Raw genomic sequence first — 20,227 nt, forward strand, 5'->3', positions numbered from 1 at the left:
CCGTTCGAGATAACACAGGAGGAAACATCATGGTTCACACAGATTTAAAATTTTTTACGAATGAGCCGGAAAGAGACTTATACAGCCGCTTTGCAGCCATTCTGAAAAGTAATACGCAATTCTTTGATGTTCTGGTTGGTTATTTCAGAGCCAGCGGTTTTTTCAAAATGTACGAAGCTCTGGAACAAGTAGAGAAAATCAGAATATTGGTTGGTCTGAATGTCGATAGATATACGGTTAAAATCATAGACCGTGTAAATGATGAAGCCAAATATGCTGCTATTTCAACTGCTGATGGCAAAGAGATTATTGCAGAAGAAATTGAAAAAGAGTTTGAAACAGCAGCAAGCTCTGCGCAGGTGGAAAAAGGTGTCCGAGTTTTTATGGATTGGCTGAAATCCGGAAAACTGGAAATGCGTATGTATACCGAAGCACCAATTCATGCAAAGGTTTATATCATGCGTAAAGATCAGGAGAAAGTACCGGACACATTTGGAAGTGTAATTACTGGTTCCAGTAACTTTTCTGAAGCTGGTTTGGTAAATAATCTTGAATTTAACGTGGAACTAAAAGATTATGCAGATGTCAAATTTGCATTAGATAAATTTGAGGAACTGTGGGCACAGGGTACAGATATTCGTGACACTTATATTGAAGCTGTGGAACAGCACACATGGATGAGGGATGATATTACTCCTTATCAGCTGTATTTGAAGACACTGTATGAATTCTTTAAAGAAGAAATCAATGCAGATAAAGAGAATTTTGAAACGCTGCTCCCGGAAGGATATATGCGTTTGCAGTATCAGATAGATGCGGTAACACAGGCAAGACAGAAGCTGGATGCGTATAACGGTGTATTTATTTCAGACGTTGTAGGTCTTGGTAAAACATATATCTGTGCCATGCTTGCCAATAGCTTTAACAGAAATGCATACAAGTTAATTGTATGTCCTCCGGTATTGGTTGATTACTGGAGAAGCGTTTTGCAGGAATTTGACGTTGCTCGCTGTGATGTGGAATCCCTTGGTAAGTTGGACAAGATTATTGCCAGAGGAACTGATAAGTACTCCTATGTATTTGTTGATGAAGCACATCGTTTCCGTAACAGCGGCACCGAAGCCTTTACAGAATTGCATCAGATTTGCCGTGATAAAAAGGTAATTCTGATTTCTGCGACACCAATCAACAACTATACCAGTGACGTAGAAAATCAGATCTATCTGTTTCAGGCAAAGCAGAGCGGCACAATCAATGGCATTAAAAATATCGAAGGATTTTTCCGTGGGCTGAATGCAAAACTTGCGAAGAAACCAAAAGGTTCAGCAGCATATATGGAGCAACTTCGAGAAAACTCGGAAATTATCCGTGACAAGCTGATTCGAGAAGTTATGATTCGTCGTACCAGAAGTGAAATTCAGCAATACTACGCAGAGGACCTTGCAAAACAGGGATTGACTTTCCCGAAAGCAGGTAGCCCGGAGAAAATTATTTATTCCTTTGATGAAGAGACAGATGATGCATTCTCTCAAACTATCAATATCATCAAGGACTTCAAGTATGCCCGTTATACCCCGTTGCTTTATCTGAAAGATAAAAAGAAGTATGCAACCATGCTTGCAGCACAACGCAACATGGGCGGATTTATGAAAGGTATCCTTGTGAAACGTCTGGAAAGCAGTTTTTATGCGTTCCGTAAGACTTTGGAGCGTTTCATTGAATCCTATGAGAAATTTATTGAAATGACCAAGACTGGAAAAATCTATATCAGCAAGAAAGTAAATGTGTATGACCTTTTGGATGATGGAAATACACAGAAGCTGATGTATCTGATTGAACAGCAGGATGTCATGGAATTTGAAACAAAAGAATTTTCTTCACAGTTCTTTCGTGATTTGCAAGCAGATTTGGCACAACTGAAATCCATGCAGTTTATCTGGTCATTGATTGGCAATGATCCAAAACTGAATGAGTTTAAGCGAAATCTTACAACAAATCCGTTGATGAAAGGCAAAAAGGCGATAGTCTTTACTGAATCTACGGAAACTGCACAGTATCTGTATGAAGAATTAAAAGAAATCTACGGAGAAAGAATTATTTATTTCAGCGGTCAGAGCAGTGCTGCATTGAAAGTTGAAATTGAAGATAGTTTCAATCCGAAATTTAAGAATAAAAACAACGATAAATATGACCTTCTTATCACTACGGACGTATTGGCAGAAGGTATCAACCTGCATCGTGCGAATGTTCTTGTGAACTATGATCTTCCTTGGAACCCAACCCGCATCATGCAGCGTGTAGGTCGTATCAATCGTGTTGGTACAGAGTACGACCGCATTTATGTATTTAACTTCTTCCCAACTGCACAGAGCAAGAAACAGATGCCATTAGAAGAACGTATTTTGGAAAAATTACAGGCTTTCCACGATACGCTTGGCGAAGACTTCAAATATCTGTCTGATGATGAAGAAGTATCTTCCAAAAAGCTGTTCTCGGATTTGACCTCTGATTTGGATGGTGAGGAAGAAAGTACTAATCCTGAATTGGCTTATCTGGCTATTATCCGCCAGATTCGTGACAATGACCCGAAACTGTTTTCGATGATTAAGCGTTTGCCGAAAAAAGCAAAGGCAGGAAAGGCTTCTGAAAAGGTATCAGAAGATTCTACAGTTACTTTTATCCGTCAGGGCGCATTAAAAACATTTTTTATCAGCTCTGAAGCTGAAACTAAACAGCTGTCCTTTATGCAGGCGATTGATTTGATTAAGGCAGAACCGGATGATGCAAAAGTCAGTGTCTCAAGTAAGTTTTATGAACACTTCGACAGTAACAGCACCGCTTTTGACCAGATGCTTGTGGCAGAGGAAGAAGTTTCTACGGAAAAAGTAATGGTTGCCGGAAATGATGCGAAAATCATTCGTTTGCTGAAAGCAATGAAAACGGAACCACGCCTTACCGATGATCAGGAGCAGACGATTGAAAAATTGATTATGCTCTGGGAAAACGGCGAGATTCCGGCAAAGGTTTCGAAGGATGTCATGAAAAAGAGCAAAGTTGTTGGAGATGTTCTGGAACTTTACTATGAAATCCTGAAATTAGTACCTCCAACTTACTTTGAGGAACGCAAGAGCCAGAAAACACAGGTGGATGGAGAAAAGCAGATTGTTCTCTCCTGCTATCTGAAAACGGGAGGTACACGATAAATGAATGCTGTTGTTAAAAAGATAGAAACAATTCTGAAAAGTCCGTATGATACAAAGAATTATGTGGATTTGATTCGAGAAATATTCCCGAAGGTCAGCATGGTGTCACCGGACAAGTTCAGAAAAGAATTTACGAATTTTTCATCCCATATTGAAGGTTCTATTCATGTGGGCAATTATAAAACGCCAGACAAAAAGAATATCATTATCATGGCAGTGCAGCTGAAAAATGCAGGGTACGTTGAAAATTCCAGAAGTACTCAGCGTAGCTATGCCAAAAAACTGATTGAAAATGCTAATGCAGACGCTGCGTTCATTGCTTTCTATACAGAAGGTGAGCCGAAATGGAGATTGTCTTTTGTTCGTCTCGATTATGAAATGAAAATCGAGAACGGACGTCTGAAGACAACAGAAAATCTGACTCCGGCAAAAAGATATTCTTATCTGGTAGGCGAAAATGAACCTTGCCATACAGCAATCAGTCGATTTGAACGATTTATCATTGACAGCATGGCAGACCCGGAACACCCTACACTGGATGATCTGGAAAATGCGTTCAGTGTTGAAAAGGTTACAGATGAGTTTTTCAAACTGTATTGCGAGAAATTCCATCAGCTGCGTGAAAAACTGGAAGAAAATGAAGATTTCCGTATCGAAGCGCAGCAGCACAATTTCACTTCTGCACAGTTTGCCAAAAAACTGATGGGACAGATTGTATTCCTGTATTTCTTACAGAAAAAAGGTTGGCTGGGCGTAGGCGCATGGCCTAACACTTTGAACGAAAAAGAATACAAGAATGCTTATTATGCCCGTGGAGCAAAATCCAGAGAACTGATTCCGATGGTATATCGCCCTGTTGGGGATGGTACATATCGTATTTCCAGTGCTGGACTAAACAGCATCAGTGATGAGGACGAAGCCGTTCTTGCTATGTGTGTAAAGGGTAAGCCTTGGGGCAGTGGCCCTCACAATTTCATGCGCAAATTGTTTGAAATTGCAGAAAAGAAGAACCAGAATTTCTTTGATGAATTACTGGAACCATTATTCTATGATGCATTGAATGTAAACCGTGGAGAACAGGGGTATTGTCCGGCTCTGCATTGCAGAATTCCATTCCTGTCCGGCGGTCTGTTTGAACCAATTGACGGATATGATTGGGAACACAATAATTTCAATATTCCGAATGAAGTGTTTTCCAATGCTGCGACCAAAGGTCGTGAAGCAGATGGTATTCTGGATATTTTCGACAGATATAACTTTACCATGAGCGAAGATGAACCGATGGAACGTGAAGTTGCTATCGACCCTGAAATGTTGGGTAAAGTATTTGAAAACTTGCTGGAAGTAAACGATAGAAAATCCAAAGGTGCTTTCTACACACCTCGTGAAATCGTGCATTATATGTGTCAGGAAAGCTTGATAAACTATCTGACCAATACTTTGCAGATTGAAGAAGAAGCAATCCGTGAGTTTATTCTGTACGGTGACTTTATGAAAGATGAAGATACTGTAAAAGAGAAACGTCAGGGTAATGGCGGTATGTATATTTCCGAAAGCCTGTTCAAGCTGGATGCAGACGGAAAAGTTGTTGTAGACAGACTGAAAGATGTGGATGAAGCATTGAAGAATGTCCGTGTTGCTGATCCGGCGGTAGGTTCTGGAGCATTCCCGCTTGGTATGTTGAATGAGATTGTCCGTGCAAGACAGAATATTTCTGCTTATATGGCAATTACAATGAATGCATATGATACCAGACTGATGTATCAGATGGAGCGTTCACCGCACAATCTGAAATATGAAACTATCAAGAATTGTATTTTCGCAGCAGATATTGTACCATCTGCGGTAGATATTGCACAGCTTCGTTTGTGGCTGTCGCTGGTAATTGATGATGAGATCAATCCAAATGCACAGAGTGCGTTGGATGGTCATAAAAATCCATTGCCACTTCCAAACTTGGAAAGCAATATCCTCTGCGGTAACAGTTTGATTGATGAGTTTGAGGGAACCAGACTGATTAAAGAAAGTGAATTATTTGGGGACAGCACTTATCAGCTGGATATGAACCATTCCCGTTTTGAATCTATTGTCAGTGCATTGATTGATAAACAGAATGAGTTGTTCCATTGTGAAGATACAGAAAAGAAAAAGCAACTGAAAGATGAAATCGAATCTCTGCGAGATATGGTTATCCTTTCACAGTTGGAGGGATGTGGTTCTGATAAAATCCAGAGATACCACGAGAGCAAACGAAGGGCGTCTAAGCCGTATGTACTCTGGCAGTTAGATTTTGCAAGAGTATTCCGTGAAAAAGGTGGTTTTGATATTGTAATTGGAAATCCACCGTATGTTGATTCAGAAGAAATGACACGAAGCATGCCAGAACAACGTGAAATTTACACTAAAAAGTATTCTTGCGCAAAAGGTAACTGGGATTTGTTTGTTTTGTTCATAGAAAAAGGAATGGATTTATTGGCAGAAAACAAAACAATATCTTATATCGTACCAAATAAGTTGATATCTGCTCCATATACAGAAGCATTGAGAAAAAAGATGGCAAAAAATCGAGTTATTGAGATTCGAGATTATTCCAATGTAAATGTTTTCAAAGAAGCTGCGGTATATCCAGTTGTGTTCCGTGTAGAAATTAGTAATAACAGAACACCTGTTAAGATGGATGTTATGGATGGAATGGAAATGGTTGGAAATCAGAATACTATATCGCCAGAGAAGTTTTATGCAGATATAAACTGGGATAAATATTTTAATACCTCTGCAGAAGCATTGAGCATTGTTGATAAAATGGCAAAATTTCCAATATTGAGTTCCATTGCTGATGTAAATGGTGCAGCAACTGTTGGTGAAGCCTATCTTGTAAAAGAGTTTATGTATGACGATGATGGGAATGATGATTCTGTTATGAAATTTATCAATACAGGTGGAATTGATAAATATAAATCGTTTTATGGTATTGAATATATACGTTATCTCAAAGGTAAATATATGTATCCCGTAGTAAAAGTTGCTGACCTTAAGAATATGTCAGTTAAGCGTTTTAACGAAAGTCAAAGTGAAAAAATAATCATTGGTGGAATGAATAAAGTTTTGGAATGCTTTTATGATGATGGTAATTATTTGGCAGGAAAATCTACTACTATAGTTTATAATAATCCATACTTGAAAGTTATTACAGCTATATTAAATAGTACATTGATGTCCTTCTATTATGCTACATTCTATAACTCAATGTCTCTTGCGGGTGGTTTTTACAGAATTGGTGCACCACAAATCAAAGCATTGCCTATAGCGTTACCAGATGATGATGTTACCATTGGAACTCTTGAAAATTTAGTGGACAAAGTACAAAAATTATTAAAATCATTACAAGAATCTGATAGAGAAGTCCAAAATGTTTTGAAACAAATAGATAACATTGTTTATAAACTCTATGGGCTGACTGATAGCGAGATTTCATGTGTAGAAAATTAACAGAGGTGAACGGATGGAGATTGAAGTAATTGCAAAAGGAAGAAATATGTGTTATGATGCCGTAGGCATCTACGATGGAAAGGGGCTTACTGTATTAAAAGGAAGTAGAATATCAGCCACTGTGGCGAATAAAATGAATCCAGTTGCTGTGAAATTAAGAGAGAGCAAAGATACAGTCGATGATGATTTTGTATTGAAAAGAGATGTGACATTTAGAAGTTCTTCTACAGCAGCGTCATTTGTTACTGGAAGTATAGCCAATGGTATGAGAGTCTGGAAATTAAAAGACGGAAAGCCATTGGGCAGTATACAGGAAAAATAAGATACATAAATGACCAGGTCAAAGGCGATCAACCGTAAAAAGTTGGTCGCTTTTGTTTTGCTCATTTGCAAAATTAAATTGCCGTGGCAATTTACAAATCTCGTATGAAGGTACCGGCATACGAGAACAGGCGGTGATAGTTCACGATGTATGTGAATGGTCATCGTCTGAAATTTTCTAAGAAGGCTCCAGTGGAGCGTTCTTAGAAAACGGAGAAACTGTGAGAACCAACTGGCCAGTGGTTTGAAACAGATTATCCGGCAGGAGTACAGAGGGCGCAGCTCTTTGTGCAAGGGTACAGGGAATGCAGTATCCCTGTGCGGGTCAAGGGCGGCAGCCTTGCCCAGTCAGTGGCGTTTCGCCACTTAGTACTGGGTATTACCTGCGCATAAATGAAGCAGGACAGCAGCAGAGCTGCTTCGATTTCCTTGACAACACTCAAAAAGAAATGGAGGAAAAGCCTTTGAGGTTGACACGACACAATGGTCGTTCCGGTAAAAATGGTGCTTACAATCCGAAGCATAATGACCGTAGGTTTGATTTGGAAAACAGTGAACACATTGATGCGGAACGAGCGAAAAGAAATATTTATTGGGACTGTTATCGTGGAATCACAACTTCCGATAATCGTAATGCAGATGCCGAACAGGATTTTTCTTTTGAAAAAGTTGAGCAGATGTATTACACCGCCCAATATGGCGATTTCATTTTCTTTCAAAATGAGAGAAATATAAAGAACAGACATCCGGAGAGGAACAGAACCGTGGAGGACTTGCTGAAAAATAAAAAGACCTGTCCAGAAGAAACCATTTATCAGATTGGCACAGTAGAAGAATCCGTATCACCGGAAATTCTGTTGCAGATTGCAAATGATTTCTTTGGAGAAATGGAAAGCAGGTTTGGCACTCATGTTCACATTCTGAACTGGGCATTGCACTTGGATGAGGGTACTCCCCACATTCAGGAACGTCATGTATTTGATTGTGAAAATCAATATGGCGAGCTTTGTCCCCAACAGGAAAAGGCATTGGAGGAACTGGGAATACCGCTTCCCAATCCGACTAAGCCGAAGGGCAGACACAATAATCGCAAGCAGACATTCGATGCCATGTGCAGAGAATTGTTATTTGAAATTTGCGAGCGTTATGGTTTGCATCTGGATCGTGAGCCAATCTACGGTGGAAAAGCTTATCTGGAGAAAAATGATTATATCATCGAAAAGCAAAAGCAGGTCATAGCAGAAAAGGAACAGGCACTTTCAGAAATCACAATGAAACTGGAGGATGCAGAATCTTTGGTGGAAGAAATTGCGGATACTGCCTATGAGAAAGCCTGTGAGGTAATTGTGGAAACGGTTTTTGCAGAAACACAGAAACAAGATTTGGAGACTGTAGCGAATTATCAGAAGTGGATCACAGAAGAAAGTACTGTTCCGGCTGATAAAAAATCGGCTATCAGTAAATCCCTGGATGCCCTGCAAAACAAAATGAAGAAAACGGCGGACAAGCTTCTGAATAAAGTTTTGACTGCATTGAAGCTTCCGACAGTCAAAGAAAAGAACAAGGCTGTGGTAAAGGAAAAAGCAAAAGAATCGTTACTTGCGAAGTTGCAGCGTAATAAAGAACTTGTGAAAAAGGATGGTGATTCGGATAAGAAGATCAAACAAAAGAATATGGAACGCTAACAGGCACTTGTCATTTTTATCAGAAATGTCAGGTGCTTTTTCTATGAGAGGACTTAGCCATGAATGTATTTGATGCAGTTAAGCAATCTGTCACAACCAGACAGGCTGCGGAAATGTACGGATTAAGAATCCGTAGAAATAACATGGCATCTTGTCCCTTTCACAATGACAGAACTCCCAGCATGAAAGTGGACAAGCGTTTTCATTGTTTCGGGTGCGGAGCTGATGGCGATGTGATTGATTTTGTATCAAGGCTTTATGGTATCTCAAGTCTGAAAGCGGCACAAAAGACAGCTTCAGACTTTGGAATTTCTTATGACAGTAAGCCTGTAAAAACAAAACCAAAGAAAGCGGTATGCAAAAAATCAGATGTGCAGATCTATGCAGAAGCCGAGCAGCGTTGCTTTAAAGTTCTGTCAGACTACTATCATCTTCTGAAAAAGCGGGAAAAAGATTATGCTCCCAACATGGAAGATGAAATATGGCACCCGCTGTTTGTGGAAGCCTTACAGAAAAAATCGCATCTGGAATATCTCTTGGATATTCTGGTGTTTGGAGAAATAGAGGAAAAAGCATTGCTTGTGATGGAATATGGGAAGGAGGTGGCATCACTTGAACAGCGAATTTCAGAATTTATCTGTCGAGAAGCAAAAACAGGTATTGGAAACAGCCAGTGATATGGAAAAGCCGTGTAGTCCTTCCGAGGTTAGGGAACGCTTAGACCGAACAGAGAATGGCGGTGTGAAGAACAGCATCAAAAACTGTCTTACGGTATTTCGTCTGGATGAGGTACTGCACCAAAGCATCCGCTACAATCTGTTCACGGAAAAAACGGATATTGTGAAGCCGTTATGGTGGCATAAGCGAAGTCCGGTGATGAATGAAACGGATGTGAATTATTTGATGCTTTATCTGGAAGAAACGTATGGGCTGAGTGTTGAAACAAAAATAACAAAGGCAATTTCAATCATTGCAGACAAAAATAAATACCATCCGATTCAAGAAAAGTTGAAAAGTCTGGTATGGGATGGCGTAAAACGCATTGAAAATGCACTGCCTCACTTCCTTGGAGTCGAGAAGAATGAATACACTTGTGCAGCAATGCAGCTGTTTATGCTGGGAGCCATTCACCGAGCATTTCAGCCTGGATGCAAATTTGAAATGATGCTCTGTCTTGTGGGCGGTCAAGGTGCCGGCAAGTCTACGTTTTTTCGATTTCTTGCAATAAAGGACGAATGGTTCACGGATGATTTGAAAAAGCTGGATGATGATAATGTGTTCAGAAAGATGCAGGGGCATTGGATTGTGGAGATGTCGGAGATGATTGCCACAGCCAATGCAAAAAGCATTGAGGATATAAAATCGTTCCTCAGCCGTCAGAAGGAAACCTATAAGATACCTTATGATAAACAGCCGGATGACAGGCTTCGCCAGTGTGTGTTTGGCGGCACTTCCAACACATTGGATTTTCTGCCACTTGACCGTACCGGAAACCGAAGATTTCTTCCTATTATGGTTTATCCGGAGAAGTCAGAGGTACACATCATGGCAGATGAAAAGGCATCCAGAGCCTATATCGAACAGATGTGGGCAGAAGCAATGGTAATTTACCGAAGCAAAAAGTATAAGCTTTCCCTTTCCAAAGAAATGGAACAGTATCTGAAAGAATTTCAGAAGCAATTCATGCCGGAAGATACGAAAGCGGGCATGATTCAGGGATTCTTGGATAGCTACAAAGGAAATATGGTCTGTTCCAAGATGCTTTATAAAGAAGCCTTGAATCATCCCTTTGATGGGCCGAAGCAATGGGAAATCCGTGAAATCAACGATATTATGAATAACTCCATTGTGGGATGGAAACAGTTCACAAATCCAAGACATTTTGCCGGATATGGCAGGCAGAAAGGCTGGGAGCGTGACAACAAGCCTGTGGCAACTGGAACGAATCCTTTGGATGGTTTTGTGGAACTGACGGAGGAAGAAGCCAAACAGATGGAGCTGCCTTTTGTAAATATGGGGTAAATTGTCAGTTAAAATGTCATCGGGTTGTCGATTTGGTTGTCTGGAAAAATCTTTATTTTCCAAGGAGTTTTCTAATCTGACAACCAAAACAACCTATAATTATAAAAAGAATAGAATTAGAATAGCAGAGCTTTGTGTTGAGATTTGACAGTTTGTTAAGGTCGGTTGTCGAACTTTGTTGTCATTTCTCCTTGCAAGGCTCTTTTTACGGAGGTAAGTGAAAATGAACGTGCGAAATGAAGTGAGATCACATCTTGTGTGCGAGGGAGTGACCATGCAGGATGTGTTAAAAAAATTGGAACAGCAGTATGGATGGAGCAGGAGCATTTCCAATCTGTCAGGGAAGCTCCATCGAGAAACGCTGCGATATAAGGAAGCCGTGGAGCTGGCAGATGTGCTGGGTTACGAGATTGTTTGGAAAAAGAGGGGGTAAGTGCCTATGGTGAAAGAACAGAATCAGAATGTAGATAAGTATGATATTCCTGTCTGGAGAAAATACACTTTGAGTGTACAGAAAGCGGCAAAATATTTTCACATCGGAGATAAAAAGCTGCGAAAGCTGATTGACGAGAATCCAGATGCAGAGTTCATTCTGTGGAATGGGTCAAGACCTCAGATCAAGCGCAGAGTGTTTGAACAATATGTAGATGAAAAATTATCTGCCATATAAAAACGGCAAATACACGATAGATTCGGAGCCAAGTTTGTGATATTATAGGTATATCATAGCTTGGCTCTTTTCTATGACAGTTAGGTTGATAGAAAGGAGAAACTGAATGTCAGAAGTAAGACGAGACAATAAAGGTCGCAAGTTATTTAATGGAGAGAGCCAGCGCAAAGACGGGAAATATGAATACAAGTATCAGGATGCATGGGGCAAGAGAAAGACGGTGTACAGTTGGAAGCTGACACCGACTGACCGAGTTCCTGCAGGAAAACGTGATGATATTTCCCTGCGAGAAAAGATTAAGCAGATTCAAAAGGATTTAAACAGCAATATCACACCGGATGGCGGTAATTTTTCAGTTCTTGAACTGGTAGAAAAATATATTTCACAGAAAACCGGTGTCCGTCACAACACAAGGTCAAATTATAACTTTGTGGTCAATGTGATTAAGAAAGAAGCCTTTGGGCAGAAGCGCATTGATAAGATTAAGGTGTCCGATGCCAAAGAATGGCTGATTAAGATGCAGCAGATTGATGGGCGAGGTTACAGTTCTATTCACACAATCCGTGGTGTGGTAAGACCTGCCTTTCAGATGGCGGTGGATGATGATTTGCTGGTAAAGAATCCATTTGAATTTCAGCTGAACACCGTTGTCGTAAATGATAGCGTCACAAGAGAAGCTATCACACGACAGCAGGAAAGAGATTTCTTGGAGTTTGTGAAGAACGACAAGCATTTCTGCAAGTACTATGACGGTATCTATATCCTGTTCAAGACAGGACTTCGTATCTCAGAGTTTGTTGGGCTGACGAAGAAAAACCTTGATTTTGAGAACAACAGAATCATCGTGGATCATCAGCTTCAGAGAACCAGAGATATGAAATATATCATTGAAGATACCAAGACAGAGAGTGGCGAACGTATGGTGCCGATGACACCGGAAGTGAAGGAAGCCTTTCAGCGTATCCTTGCCAACAGAAAAAATCCAAAGGTTGAGCCTATGGTAGATGGGTACAGCGGATTTTTGTATCTGGACAAGAATGGCAGACCGATGGTGGCGCTTCACTGGGAGAAATATTTTCAGCATATCCGTGAGAAGTACAACAAGATTTACAGAAGCCAGATGCCGAAAGTAACTCCTCATGTTTGCAGACACACTTTCTGTTCCAATATGGCGAAGTCCGGAATGAATCCGAAGACGCTTCAATATATTATGGGTCATAGTGACATCAGCGTAACGCTGAACACCTATACGCATCTGAACTATGATGATGCAGAGGAAGAAATGCAGAAAGTAGTAGGTATAGCTTCTAAGAAATCGACAACGCACCGCAAAAGGTGCGTGTCGTAAATCTTTTGAATTTACGACAGAATTTACGACAAATGATGGCAAAAACAAGCCAAAATAAGCGTAGTTATACCAAGTTACGGTTGTTAAGCCTCTGTCGTAGAAATGCCGAAAAGTGGCGTAAAATCAAGGAAAATCAGCATTTTCAAGGAGTTTTAAATATATGATTAAAGTACTTTTCATCTGCCACGGCAACATCTGCCGATCTCCCATGGCCGAATTTATATTCCGGGACATGGTACAAAAGCAGGGGCTGGGAGATCATTTCCACATTGCCTCGGCGGCTACCAGCCGGGAAGAGCTGGGAAATCCGGTTCACCGGGGAACACGGGAGAAATTAAGGCAGCATGGCATTGAAACAACAGGGAAATACTCTGTGCAGATGACAAAGAAAGATTATCAAAATTATGACTATCTTATCGGGATGGATGACTGGAATATCCGTAATATTATGAGGATCATCGGAAAGGATCCGGACCATAAGGTGCATAAACTTCTGGAATTTGCTCAAAGTTCCGATGATATTGCGGATCCTTGGTATACCGGGAATTTTGACCGGACATATGAGGATGTAGTGAAGGGATGCAGGGGATTGCTGAAAAAACTTGTGGAAGAGAAGCGGGAAGCTATGGTATAATTCAAACTAATAAATCATCTAAATAAATGACAGAATAATTTTTGTACAGCAAAAGACGCATGCCGCGGATTGAAAATGAAAGGTCCCCGGGGTGTGCTTTTCTGTTGCAGAGAAAAAGAAAAACAAATAAAAAGAAAAAAGCAAAGGAGAAAAGGTGTGTTAACGATCAAGCAGTATGTAAAGGCGTCCAGCCTGGAGGAAGCGTATGAGCTGAACCAGAAGAAAAGCAATGTGGTTCTCGGCGGTATGCTGTGGCTGAAGATGCAGAGGAAAAATGTGGGAACCGCCATTGATCTGTCTGGTCTGGGATTAGATACGATAGAAGAGGATGAAAAGGAGTACCGTATTGGGGCGATGGCAACGCTCCGTCAGCTGGAGCAGCATGCGGGCTTAAATGCCTGGACAGGGAATGCGCTGCAGGAGAGCGTGAAGCACATCGTGGGCGTGCAGTTCCGAAATATGGCGACTGTAGGCGGCAGTATTTTCGGACGGTACGGATTTTCCGATGTGCTGACGGTGATGATGGCCCTTGATGCACAGGTGGAGCTGTATAAGCGGGGACGGATTTCTGTGGAAGAATTTGCCGCTCTTCCTTACGACAGGGATATTCTGACCGGGATCGTGATCCCGAAAAAGCCGGTCAAAGCAGTGTACCTTTCACAGAGAAATACAAAAACAGATTTTCCGGTGCTGACCTGTTGTGTATCCCAGATAGAAGATGAGATTCGCTGTGTGATCGGCGCGCGGCCTATGAAGGCAGTCTGCTTAAGAGATGAAAAGGGAATCCTCTCCCAGGGGATCAATAAAGAGAGCGCCGAAAAGTTCGGAAGCTATGTTTCCGAGACTGTGGAGACAGGGACAAATCTTAGGGGAAGTGCGCAGTACAGAAAGCTGATTGCAGGTGTGCTGGCAAAACGTGCGCTTCTTGCTCTGTAAGAAAGTTTATTTTCTATATGGCAGGACTGACTCGCCAGGCAAGGTAAACCAGTAATTTGATGTGAGGATGAAAGAATGCAGATTCAATTATGGATAAATGAAAAAGAGGTGAATGCGGAAATTTCCGCTGATATGCTGCTGATTGATTTTTTGAGGGAGCAGGGATGCTACAGTGTGAAACGGGGCTGTGAGACATCCAACTGCGGTCTGTGCACGGTTTTTCTGGATGATAAGCCGATTTTATCATGCAGCCTTTTAGCTGCCAGAGCAGACGGACATAAGGTGACTACTTTGGAAGGACTTCAGGAGGAGGCCAAAGGATTTGGCGCTTATATTGCGGATCAGGGGGCGGAACAGTGCGGCTTCTGCAATCCGGGATTTATGATGAATGGAATTGCCATGTTCCGGGAGAACCCGGATCCGACAGACGAGGAGATCAAAGAATATCTGGCAGGGAATCTTTGCAGATGTTCCGGATATGAGGGACAGCTTCGGGGAATCCGCGCCTATATTGAATATAAGAAGCAAAATGCAAGTCAGGAGAAGGGAGGGGAAGCATAATGCCGGATAAAGTGCCAGGAATGAATTGCCGCTATGTAAATAAGCCGGTGCGAAAGAAAGACGCTATGGCTCTTGTGACAGGTCAGCCGGTTTATACCGACGACATTACTCCCAGAGACTGCCTTGTAGTAAAGATACTGCACAGTCCCTATGCTCATGCCCTTATTGAGGAAATTAATACGGATATTGCCATGAAGGTTCCGGGAATTGAGGTGATCTATACTTACAAAGATGTGCCCAATAAGAGATTTACAATGGCCGGACAGACCTATCCGGAGCCAAGCCCCTATGACAGGCTGATCCTGGATCAGAGAATGCGCTTTGTGGGAGATGCGGCTGCAATTGTAGCTGGTCAAGATGAGAAAGCAGTGGACAAGGCCCTGCGCCTGATCAAAGTAAAATATAAAGTACTGGAGCCGGTATTGGATTTCCGTACGGCAAAAGACAATAAAGTGCTTGTGCATCCGGAGGATAACTGGAAAGCTCTGTGTCCGGTGGGGGCAGATAACACCCGCAACCTTTGCGCTTCAGCAAAGGATGGACACGGGGATGTGGATAAGGTAATGGATGAGTGCGATGTGGTTCTGGAGCATAAATATCACACGAAAGCCGACAGTCAGGCTATGATGGAAACGTTCCGCACTTATACCTGCATGGATCCCTATGGACGGCTTCATGTAACCAGCTCCACGCAGATTATTTTCCATGTGCGCCGTATTCTGGCAAACGCCCTTGATATTCCAAAATCCAAAATCCGTGTGTCTAAACCACGGATCGGAGGAGGTTTCGGGGCGAAGCAGTCCTGTGTAACAGAAGTATTTCCTGCTTTTGTCACATGGAAGACAGGTAAGCCTGCTAAACTGATCTACACAAGGCAGGAGAGTCAGATCGCCGGTTCGCCGCGCCATGAGATGGAAGTTAAGGTGCGGATCGGAGCGATGAATGACGGAACGATCCGGGCTTTGGACGTCTATACCCTTTCCAACACAGGGGCATATGGCGAACACGGGCCGACGACAGTAGGACTTAGCGGACATAAATCCATTCCGCTTTACAATAGTAATATGGAAGCTTACCGTTTCTGCTATGACGTTGTCTACACCAATGTGCAGGCAGCGGGAGCATACCGGGGCTATGGAGCGACTCAGGGAATCTTTGCAGTGGAAAGTATCGTCAATGAGCTGGCGGATAAGCTTCATATGGATCCGGTGGCAATCCGTGAGAAGAACATGGTAAGAGAAGGTCAGACAGCCATGGCCTATTACAATGAAAAAATGACAGCCTGTGCACTGGACCGCTGCATGGCAAGAGCAAAAGAGATTACCCACTGGGATGAGAAGCCTCTTTCCTGGGATGCCGGCAATGGAAAAATCCGTGCGAAAGGCGTTGCCATGTCAATGCAGGGCTCTGGAATTTCCGGTGTGGATGTAGGTTCTGCTACGATCAAGCTCAACGATGAAGGCTTTTACATCCTTTCCATTGGAGCGGCGGATATGGGAACGGGATGTGACACTACATTGGCACAGGTGGCAGCAGAATGTCTGGAATGCAGCCTGGACAATATTATTGTTTATGGCGCTGACACAGATTCTTCTCCCTATGATTCCGGTTCTTATGCATCCAGTACAATGTATGTAACGGGAAAAGCAGTAGAGAAAGCCTGCAAGGAATTAAAAGAAAAGATCTGTCATATTGCAGCGGATTTAATGGAGTGCGCTGTGGAAGATGTCGTGTTTGAGGCAGACCATGTAAGAATGGCAGACGGTTCCGCAAGCGTTTCCCTTGGACAGGTTGCTACGAAATCCATGAGCGGTAACCGGGAAGCGGTTCAGGTGACGGTTACTCATTCTTCGCCTGTTTCTCCTCCGCCTGTCATGGTAGGTATGGCAGAGCTGGAGATTGACAAGGAGACAGGAGCAGTGGAGATCCTTGACTATACAGCTGTTGTGGACTGTGGAACTCCTGTCAATCCGAACCTTACCAGAGTGCAGACAGAAGGCGGTCTGGCCCAGGGGATCGGAATGGCGCTCTATGAAGATATTACTTATAATAAAAACGGAAAAATATTAGAAGATTCTCTTATGCAGTATAAGATTCCAAGCCGTTTGGATGTGGGACGGCTCCATGTTGAATTTGAAAGCAGCTATGAAGAGACAGGACCATTCGGAGCAAAATCAATTGGAGAGGTTGTTATTAACACCCCGGCTCCTGCAATTGCTCATGCAGTCTTTAATGCAACTGGCATCTGGCATCGTGAACTTCCGATCACACCGGAGAAAATACTGATGGGGATTCTTGAAAAAGAACAATAGAGCTCAATAACAAGAAAATAGCTTCAGGCGGCGAAACCTGAAGCTGTTTTCCGTTTTAAAGGATTCTATTGTATGAAAAAAGGTTTTGATTCTTGCACAGCAGTTTTATCGGACATGACCGCTGTGAGAATACTGCGTACCTGGGACGCTGTGAAGAATATGTAGAAAGAAGCGATTGTTAAAAATATATCTATCTTCTTTCTGCATGTATCATATCATGTCAGCAGAAAATAGTAAATATCAATAGGTCACAAAGTTTTCACAGAAAAACCGGAAAAAATTGTGAATAATATAACAAGGCTGTTTTGTAACAAAAAATGGCAAGGTTGACTTGTGGACAGGCAGCAGGTAAAATAGTACAGGAAATAAAGAAAAGCGGCGCCGATGCCGCAGACAATAGGAAAAGGAATAAGATCAATGGGCTTAAGAAAAATAGCGGCCATATGGGCTGCAAAGACAGCAGAAAAGTTAAGTGTCCATATTTTTCACCGACAGGGAGTGACCTGGGCCGGGAAAATTGCACTGAAGATATATCCGCAGATTCTGGAGGATCTGGCATCCCAGGTGAGGAAAGATATTTTTGTCGTGTGCGGAACAAATGGAAAAACGACGACCAACAATATGCTCTGCGCAGCGCTGGAAGCAGAAGGAAATAAGGTTGTGTGCAATCATACCGGCTCCAATATGCTCAATGGAGTGGCAGCTGCATTTGTGCTGGCATCCGGTCTTACAGGCAGGCTGGATGCAGATTATGCTTGTATAGAGGTCGATGAAGCATCCACCCGAAGAGTATTTCCGCACTTCAAACCGGACTACATGGTGCTTACCAATCTGTTCCGGGATCAGCTGGACCGGTACGGCGAGATTGATATTACCATGAATCTTTTAAAAGAAGTGATGCAAAGCGCGCCGAAGATGAAGCTGATCGTAAACGGGGATGACGCCCTTTCGGCTTTCCTTGCCATGGATGCGGGAAATGAGTACATTACTTACGGAATCAATGAAAAAGTACTGGACGACAGCGATTCCAATGAAATCCGGGAAGGACGGTTCTGCAAGAAATGCGGAGCTGCCTTGGAGTACGAGTTTTATCATTACAGCCAGCTTGGAATTTATAAGTGCAGCCAGTGTGATTTCAAAAGACCGGATATTGACTATACAGCTTCTGGTATTGAGATCAGAAACGCCCTTTCTTTCCAGGTGGAAGGAAGGAATCTGACTGCCAATTACCGGGGATTTTACAACATATACAATATTCTTGCGGCCTATGCAGCCGGGCGGACAGCCGGACTTGACCTTGCTCACTTCCAGTCGATGCTGGAGCATTTTAATCCGGAGAACGGCCGTATGGAGCAGTTCCAGATCAAAGATACCAAGGTTGTGCTTAACCTTGCCAAGAATCCGGCTGGTTTTAATCAGAATATTTCTGCGGTGATGCAGGACGAGTCTTTGAAAGATCTGATCATTGTCATCAATGACAATGCCCAGGACGGTATTGATGTGTCCTGGCTGTGGGATGTGGATTTTGACCGGTTTAAAAAGACGGCAGTAGGTTCCATCACCGTGAGCGGCATCCGCTGCCAGGATATGCGCCTTCGCCTGAAGTATGTGGATATTCCGTCCATGCTGGAAGAGGATGTGGAAAAGGCCATTCTGGAACGGGTGGAAAACGGGTGCGGCAACCTTTATGTACTGGTAAATTATACAGCGCTTTTCAGTACAAGAAATGTGCTTAAGAAATTGGAGGGACAGAAGTAATGGAAGGGAATGAACAAAGAAAAATCACCATCGGACATCTGTATCCGGATCTTCTGAACCTCTACGGGGACAGAGGAAATATCGCCTGCCTGATGCAGCGCTGTAAATGGCGCGGTATCGAGGCGGAAACAATAGAGTTTGAGTTAAACGATGAAATTGATTTTACAAAACTGGATATTGTGCTTTTGGGAGGAGGGTCTGACAGAGAGCAGATGATCGTATGCCAGAAGCTGAAATCTATTCAGAAAGATTTTAAAGACTATGTAGAAGACGGCGGCGTGGTAATTGCTGTGTGCGGAGGCTACCAGCTTCTTGGAAAATATTACCGCACGGAAGATGGTATAATAGAAGGCCTCGATCTGGTAGACTTATATACAGAGCAGGAAGAGGGCAGACTGATCGACAACATTGTGCTGAAAAGCGACCTTTTTGACTTGCCAGTGGTGGGATTTGAGAACCATGGGGGAAGAACGTATATTAATGGAAACAAGCCTTTTGGGAAAGTGCTGTATGGGTCGGGAAACGACGGAAAAAGCGGATATGAAGGAGTTGTATATAAAAATGTGATCGGCACCTATCTGCACGGACCGTTGCTTCCGAAAAACCCGCAGGTAAGTGATTACCTGATCGCACGGGCCCTGGAACGCAAGTATGGAGATGACAGTTTGATTCCCCTGGATGACAGTCAGGAAATTTCGGCCAATCAATATATTTACGACAGATTTGTAAAGAAAGCAGACGCGGACAGCTAATCCTGGTTCTTTTCCCAGAGTTCGAGAAGCTGAAGATAACGCAGAGTTTCCTCCTTAGAATGAAGGGAAAGCTGACGATACAGCTTCATGACTTTGTCATCCAGGAGACGCTCATGCTGTGTCTGCAGTACAGAAGAAGATAAAAGGGGATTATCGGTATCTTCCAGGAGATAGTCCACAGTTACACCGAAAATGGAAGCCATGTCTGCCAGCTTTTCGTGAGAAGGCTGGCGGTTTTTCGTTTCGTATCCTGTGATCGTGGTTCGGGCAAGGTTCATGCGTGATGCCAGTTCCTTCTGAGTCATATGGTGTTCGGCGCGTAGTGTTTTTAGTCTGGTTGCAAATGACATACCGTATCCTCCTTTGTAGTGATACCATATTTTACCAGTTTCGATTTTCCAGTTGGAGAAAGGTGGCAATATTCAACAAAATGTTGCACAAATGACGCGAAAAGAGAAAATAGAAAAATGAGGTGTCTAAACCAGTGAAAGGATATCCCGTTGACAGGGGAGAGAAAACAAAATATAATTTTAAGA

General features: G+C 42.6%; 16 protein-coding genes. 15 read left to right on the top strand and 1 reads right to left on the bottom strand.

Annotated features, from left to right (window positions below; genetic code table 11):
• Positions 1-29: 29 nt before the first annotated feature.
• The 15 genes from R2J37_RS05420 to R2J37_RS05490 all read left to right on the top strand — a co-directional run bounded on the left by R2J37_RS05420 (position 30) and on the right by R2J37_RS05490 (position 19,691).
• Complete coding sequence (locus R2J37_RS05420) at positions 30-3,203, top strand: helicase-related protein (protein WP_316266478.1); 3,174 nt, start codon at positions 30-32, stop codon at positions 3,201-3,203.
• The gene (locus R2J37_RS05425) at positions 3,204-6,692 is read left to right on the top strand and encodes an Eco57I restriction-modification methylase domain-containing protein (protein WP_316266480.1); all 3,489 of its coding nucleotides are present in this window, start codon (positions 3,204-3,206) and stop codon (positions 6,690-6,692) included.
• Positions 6,693-6,705: 13 nt separating this feature from the next.
• Positions 6,706-7,014: a DUF4357 domain-containing protein gene (locus tag R2J37_RS05430; RefSeq protein WP_316266482.1), complete on the top strand. Its 309-nt coding sequence runs from the start codon at positions 6,706-6,708 to the stop codon at positions 7,012-7,014.
• 463 nt (positions 7,015-7,477) lie between these two features.
• Complete coding sequence (locus R2J37_RS05435) at positions 7,478-8,698, top strand: plasmid recombination protein (protein WP_316266484.1); 1,221 nt, start codon at positions 7,478-7,480, stop codon at positions 8,696-8,698.
• Positions 8,699-8,757: 59 nt separating this feature from the next.
• On the top strand, positions 8,758-9,375 hold the full coding sequence (locus tag R2J37_RS05440) for a CHC2 zinc finger domain-containing protein (protein WP_316266486.1): 618 nt from the start codon (positions 8,758-8,760) through the stop codon (positions 9,373-9,375).
• Position 9,376: 1 nt separating this feature from the next.
• On the top strand, positions 9,377-10,720 hold the full coding sequence (locus R2J37_RS05445) for a virulence-associated E family protein (RefSeq protein WP_316266999.1): 1,344 nt from the start codon (positions 9,377-9,379) through the stop codon (positions 10,718-10,720).
• A gap of 223 nt (positions 10,721-10,943) precedes the next feature.
• Complete coding sequence (locus R2J37_RS05450; RefSeq protein WP_316266487.1) at positions 10,944-11,153, top strand: LLM class flavin-dependent oxidoreductase; 210 nt, start codon at positions 10,944-10,946, stop codon at positions 11,151-11,153.
• 6 nt (positions 11,154-11,159) lie between these two features.
• Complete coding sequence (locus R2J37_RS05455; RefSeq protein ID WP_316266489.1) at positions 11,160-11,390, top strand: excisionase; 231 nt, start codon at positions 11,160-11,162, stop codon at positions 11,388-11,390.
• Between the two features lie 106 nt (positions 11,391-11,496).
• Positions 11,497-12,738, top strand: coding sequence for a site-specific integrase (locus tag R2J37_RS05460; RefSeq protein ID WP_316266491.1), 1,242 nt, complete (start codon positions 11,497-11,499; stop codon positions 12,736-12,738).
• 160 nt (positions 12,739-12,898) lie between these two features.
• The gene (locus R2J37_RS05465) at positions 12,899-13,372 is read left to right on the top strand and encodes a low molecular weight protein-tyrosine-phosphatase (RefSeq protein ID WP_316266493.1); all 474 of its coding nucleotides are present in this window, start codon (positions 12,899-12,901) and stop codon (positions 13,370-13,372) included.
• A gap of 156 nt (positions 13,373-13,528) precedes the next feature.
• A complete protein-coding gene (locus R2J37_RS05470) occupies positions 13,529-14,308 on the top strand; it encodes an FAD binding domain-containing protein (protein ID WP_316266495.1) in 780 nt (259 codons plus the stop codon).
• Positions 14,309-14,383: 75 nt separating this feature from the next.
• Positions 14,384-14,869 (top strand): (2Fe-2S)-binding protein, encoded by a 486-nt coding sequence (locus R2J37_RS05475; protein ID WP_316266497.1) that lies wholly within the window; start codon positions 14,384-14,386, stop codon positions 14,867-14,869.
• On the top strand, positions 14,869-17,181 hold the full coding sequence (locus R2J37_RS05480) for a xanthine dehydrogenase family protein molybdopterin-binding subunit (protein WP_316266498.1): 2,313 nt from the start codon (positions 14,869-14,871) through the stop codon (positions 17,179-17,181). Before R2J37_RS05475 ends, R2J37_RS05480 begins: the two co-directional genes overlap by 1 nt.
• Before the next feature lie 417 nt (positions 17,182-17,598).
• On the top strand, positions 17,599-18,939 hold the full coding sequence (locus R2J37_RS05485) for a Mur ligase family protein (protein WP_230106724.1): 1,341 nt from the start codon (positions 17,599-17,601) through the stop codon (positions 18,937-18,939).
• On the top strand, positions 18,939-19,691 hold the full coding sequence (locus R2J37_RS05490; protein WP_230106723.1) for a type 1 glutamine amidotransferase: 753 nt from the start codon (positions 18,939-18,941) through the stop codon (positions 19,689-19,691). The genes R2J37_RS05485 and R2J37_RS05490 overlap by 1 nt, the downstream gene beginning before the upstream one ends.
• Here the strand turns inward: R2J37_RS05490 and R2J37_RS05495 are convergent.
• Positions 19,688-20,041, bottom strand: coding sequence for a helix-turn-helix domain-containing protein (locus tag R2J37_RS05495; protein WP_256193124.1), 354 nt, complete (start codon positions 20,039-20,041; stop codon positions 19,688-19,690). The genes R2J37_RS05490 and R2J37_RS05495 overlap by 4 nt on opposite strands.
• Positions 20,042-20,227: the final 186 nt, after the last annotated feature.

Source organism: Claveliimonas bilis, from assembly GCF_030296775.1.
Taxonomy (GTDB): Bacteria; Bacillota; Clostridia; order Lachnospirales; family Lachnospiraceae; genus Claveliimonas; species Claveliimonas bilis.

Coding starts and splice junctions, on each gene's coding strand:
- R2J37_RS05425 (WP_316266480.1), top strand. CDS start 3,204: ATGAATGCTGTTGTTAAAAAGATAGAAACAATTCTGAAAAGTCCGTAT.
- R2J37_RS05475 (WP_316266497.1), top strand. CDS start 14,384: ATGCAGATTCAATTATGGATAAATGAAAAAGAGGTGAATGCGGAAATT.
- R2J37_RS05495 (WP_256193124.1), bottom strand. CDS start 20,041: ATGTCATTTGCAACCAGACTAAAAACACTACGCGCCGAACACCATATG.
- R2J37_RS05430 (WP_316266482.1), top strand. CDS start 6,706: ATGGAGATTGAAGTAATTGCAAAAGGAAGAAATATGTGTTATGATGCC.
- R2J37_RS05420 (WP_316266478.1), top strand. CDS start 30: ATGGTTCACACAGATTTAAAATTTTTTACGAATGAGCCGGAAAGAGAC.
- R2J37_RS05460 (WP_316266491.1), top strand. CDS start 11,497: ATGTCAGAAGTAAGACGAGACAATAAAGGTCGCAAGTTATTTAATGGA.
- R2J37_RS05445 (WP_316266999.1), top strand. CDS start 9,377: ATGGAAAAGCCGTGTAGTCCTTCCGAGGTTAGGGAACGCTTAGACCGA.
- R2J37_RS05440 (WP_316266486.1), top strand. CDS start 8,758: ATGAATGTATTTGATGCAGTTAAGCAATCTGTCACAACCAGACAGGCT.
- R2J37_RS05490 (WP_230106723.1), top strand. CDS start 18,939: ATGGAAGGGAATGAACAAAGAAAAATCACCATCGGACATCTGTATCCG.
- R2J37_RS05480 (WP_316266498.1), top strand. CDS start 14,869: ATGCCGGATAAAGTGCCAGGAATGAATTGCCGCTATGTAAATAAGCCG.
- R2J37_RS05465 (WP_316266493.1), top strand. CDS start 12,899: ATGATTAAAGTACTTTTCATCTGCCACGGCAACATCTGCCGATCTCCC.
- R2J37_RS05450 (WP_316266487.1), top strand. CDS start 10,944: ATGAACGTGCGAAATGAAGTGAGATCACATCTTGTGTGCGAGGGAGTG.
- R2J37_RS05455 (WP_316266489.1), top strand. CDS start 11,160: ATGGTGAAAGAACAGAATCAGAATGTAGATAAGTATGATATTCCTGTC.
- R2J37_RS05485 (WP_230106724.1), top strand. CDS start 17,599: ATGGGCTTAAGAAAAATAGCGGCCATATGGGCTGCAAAGACAGCAGAA.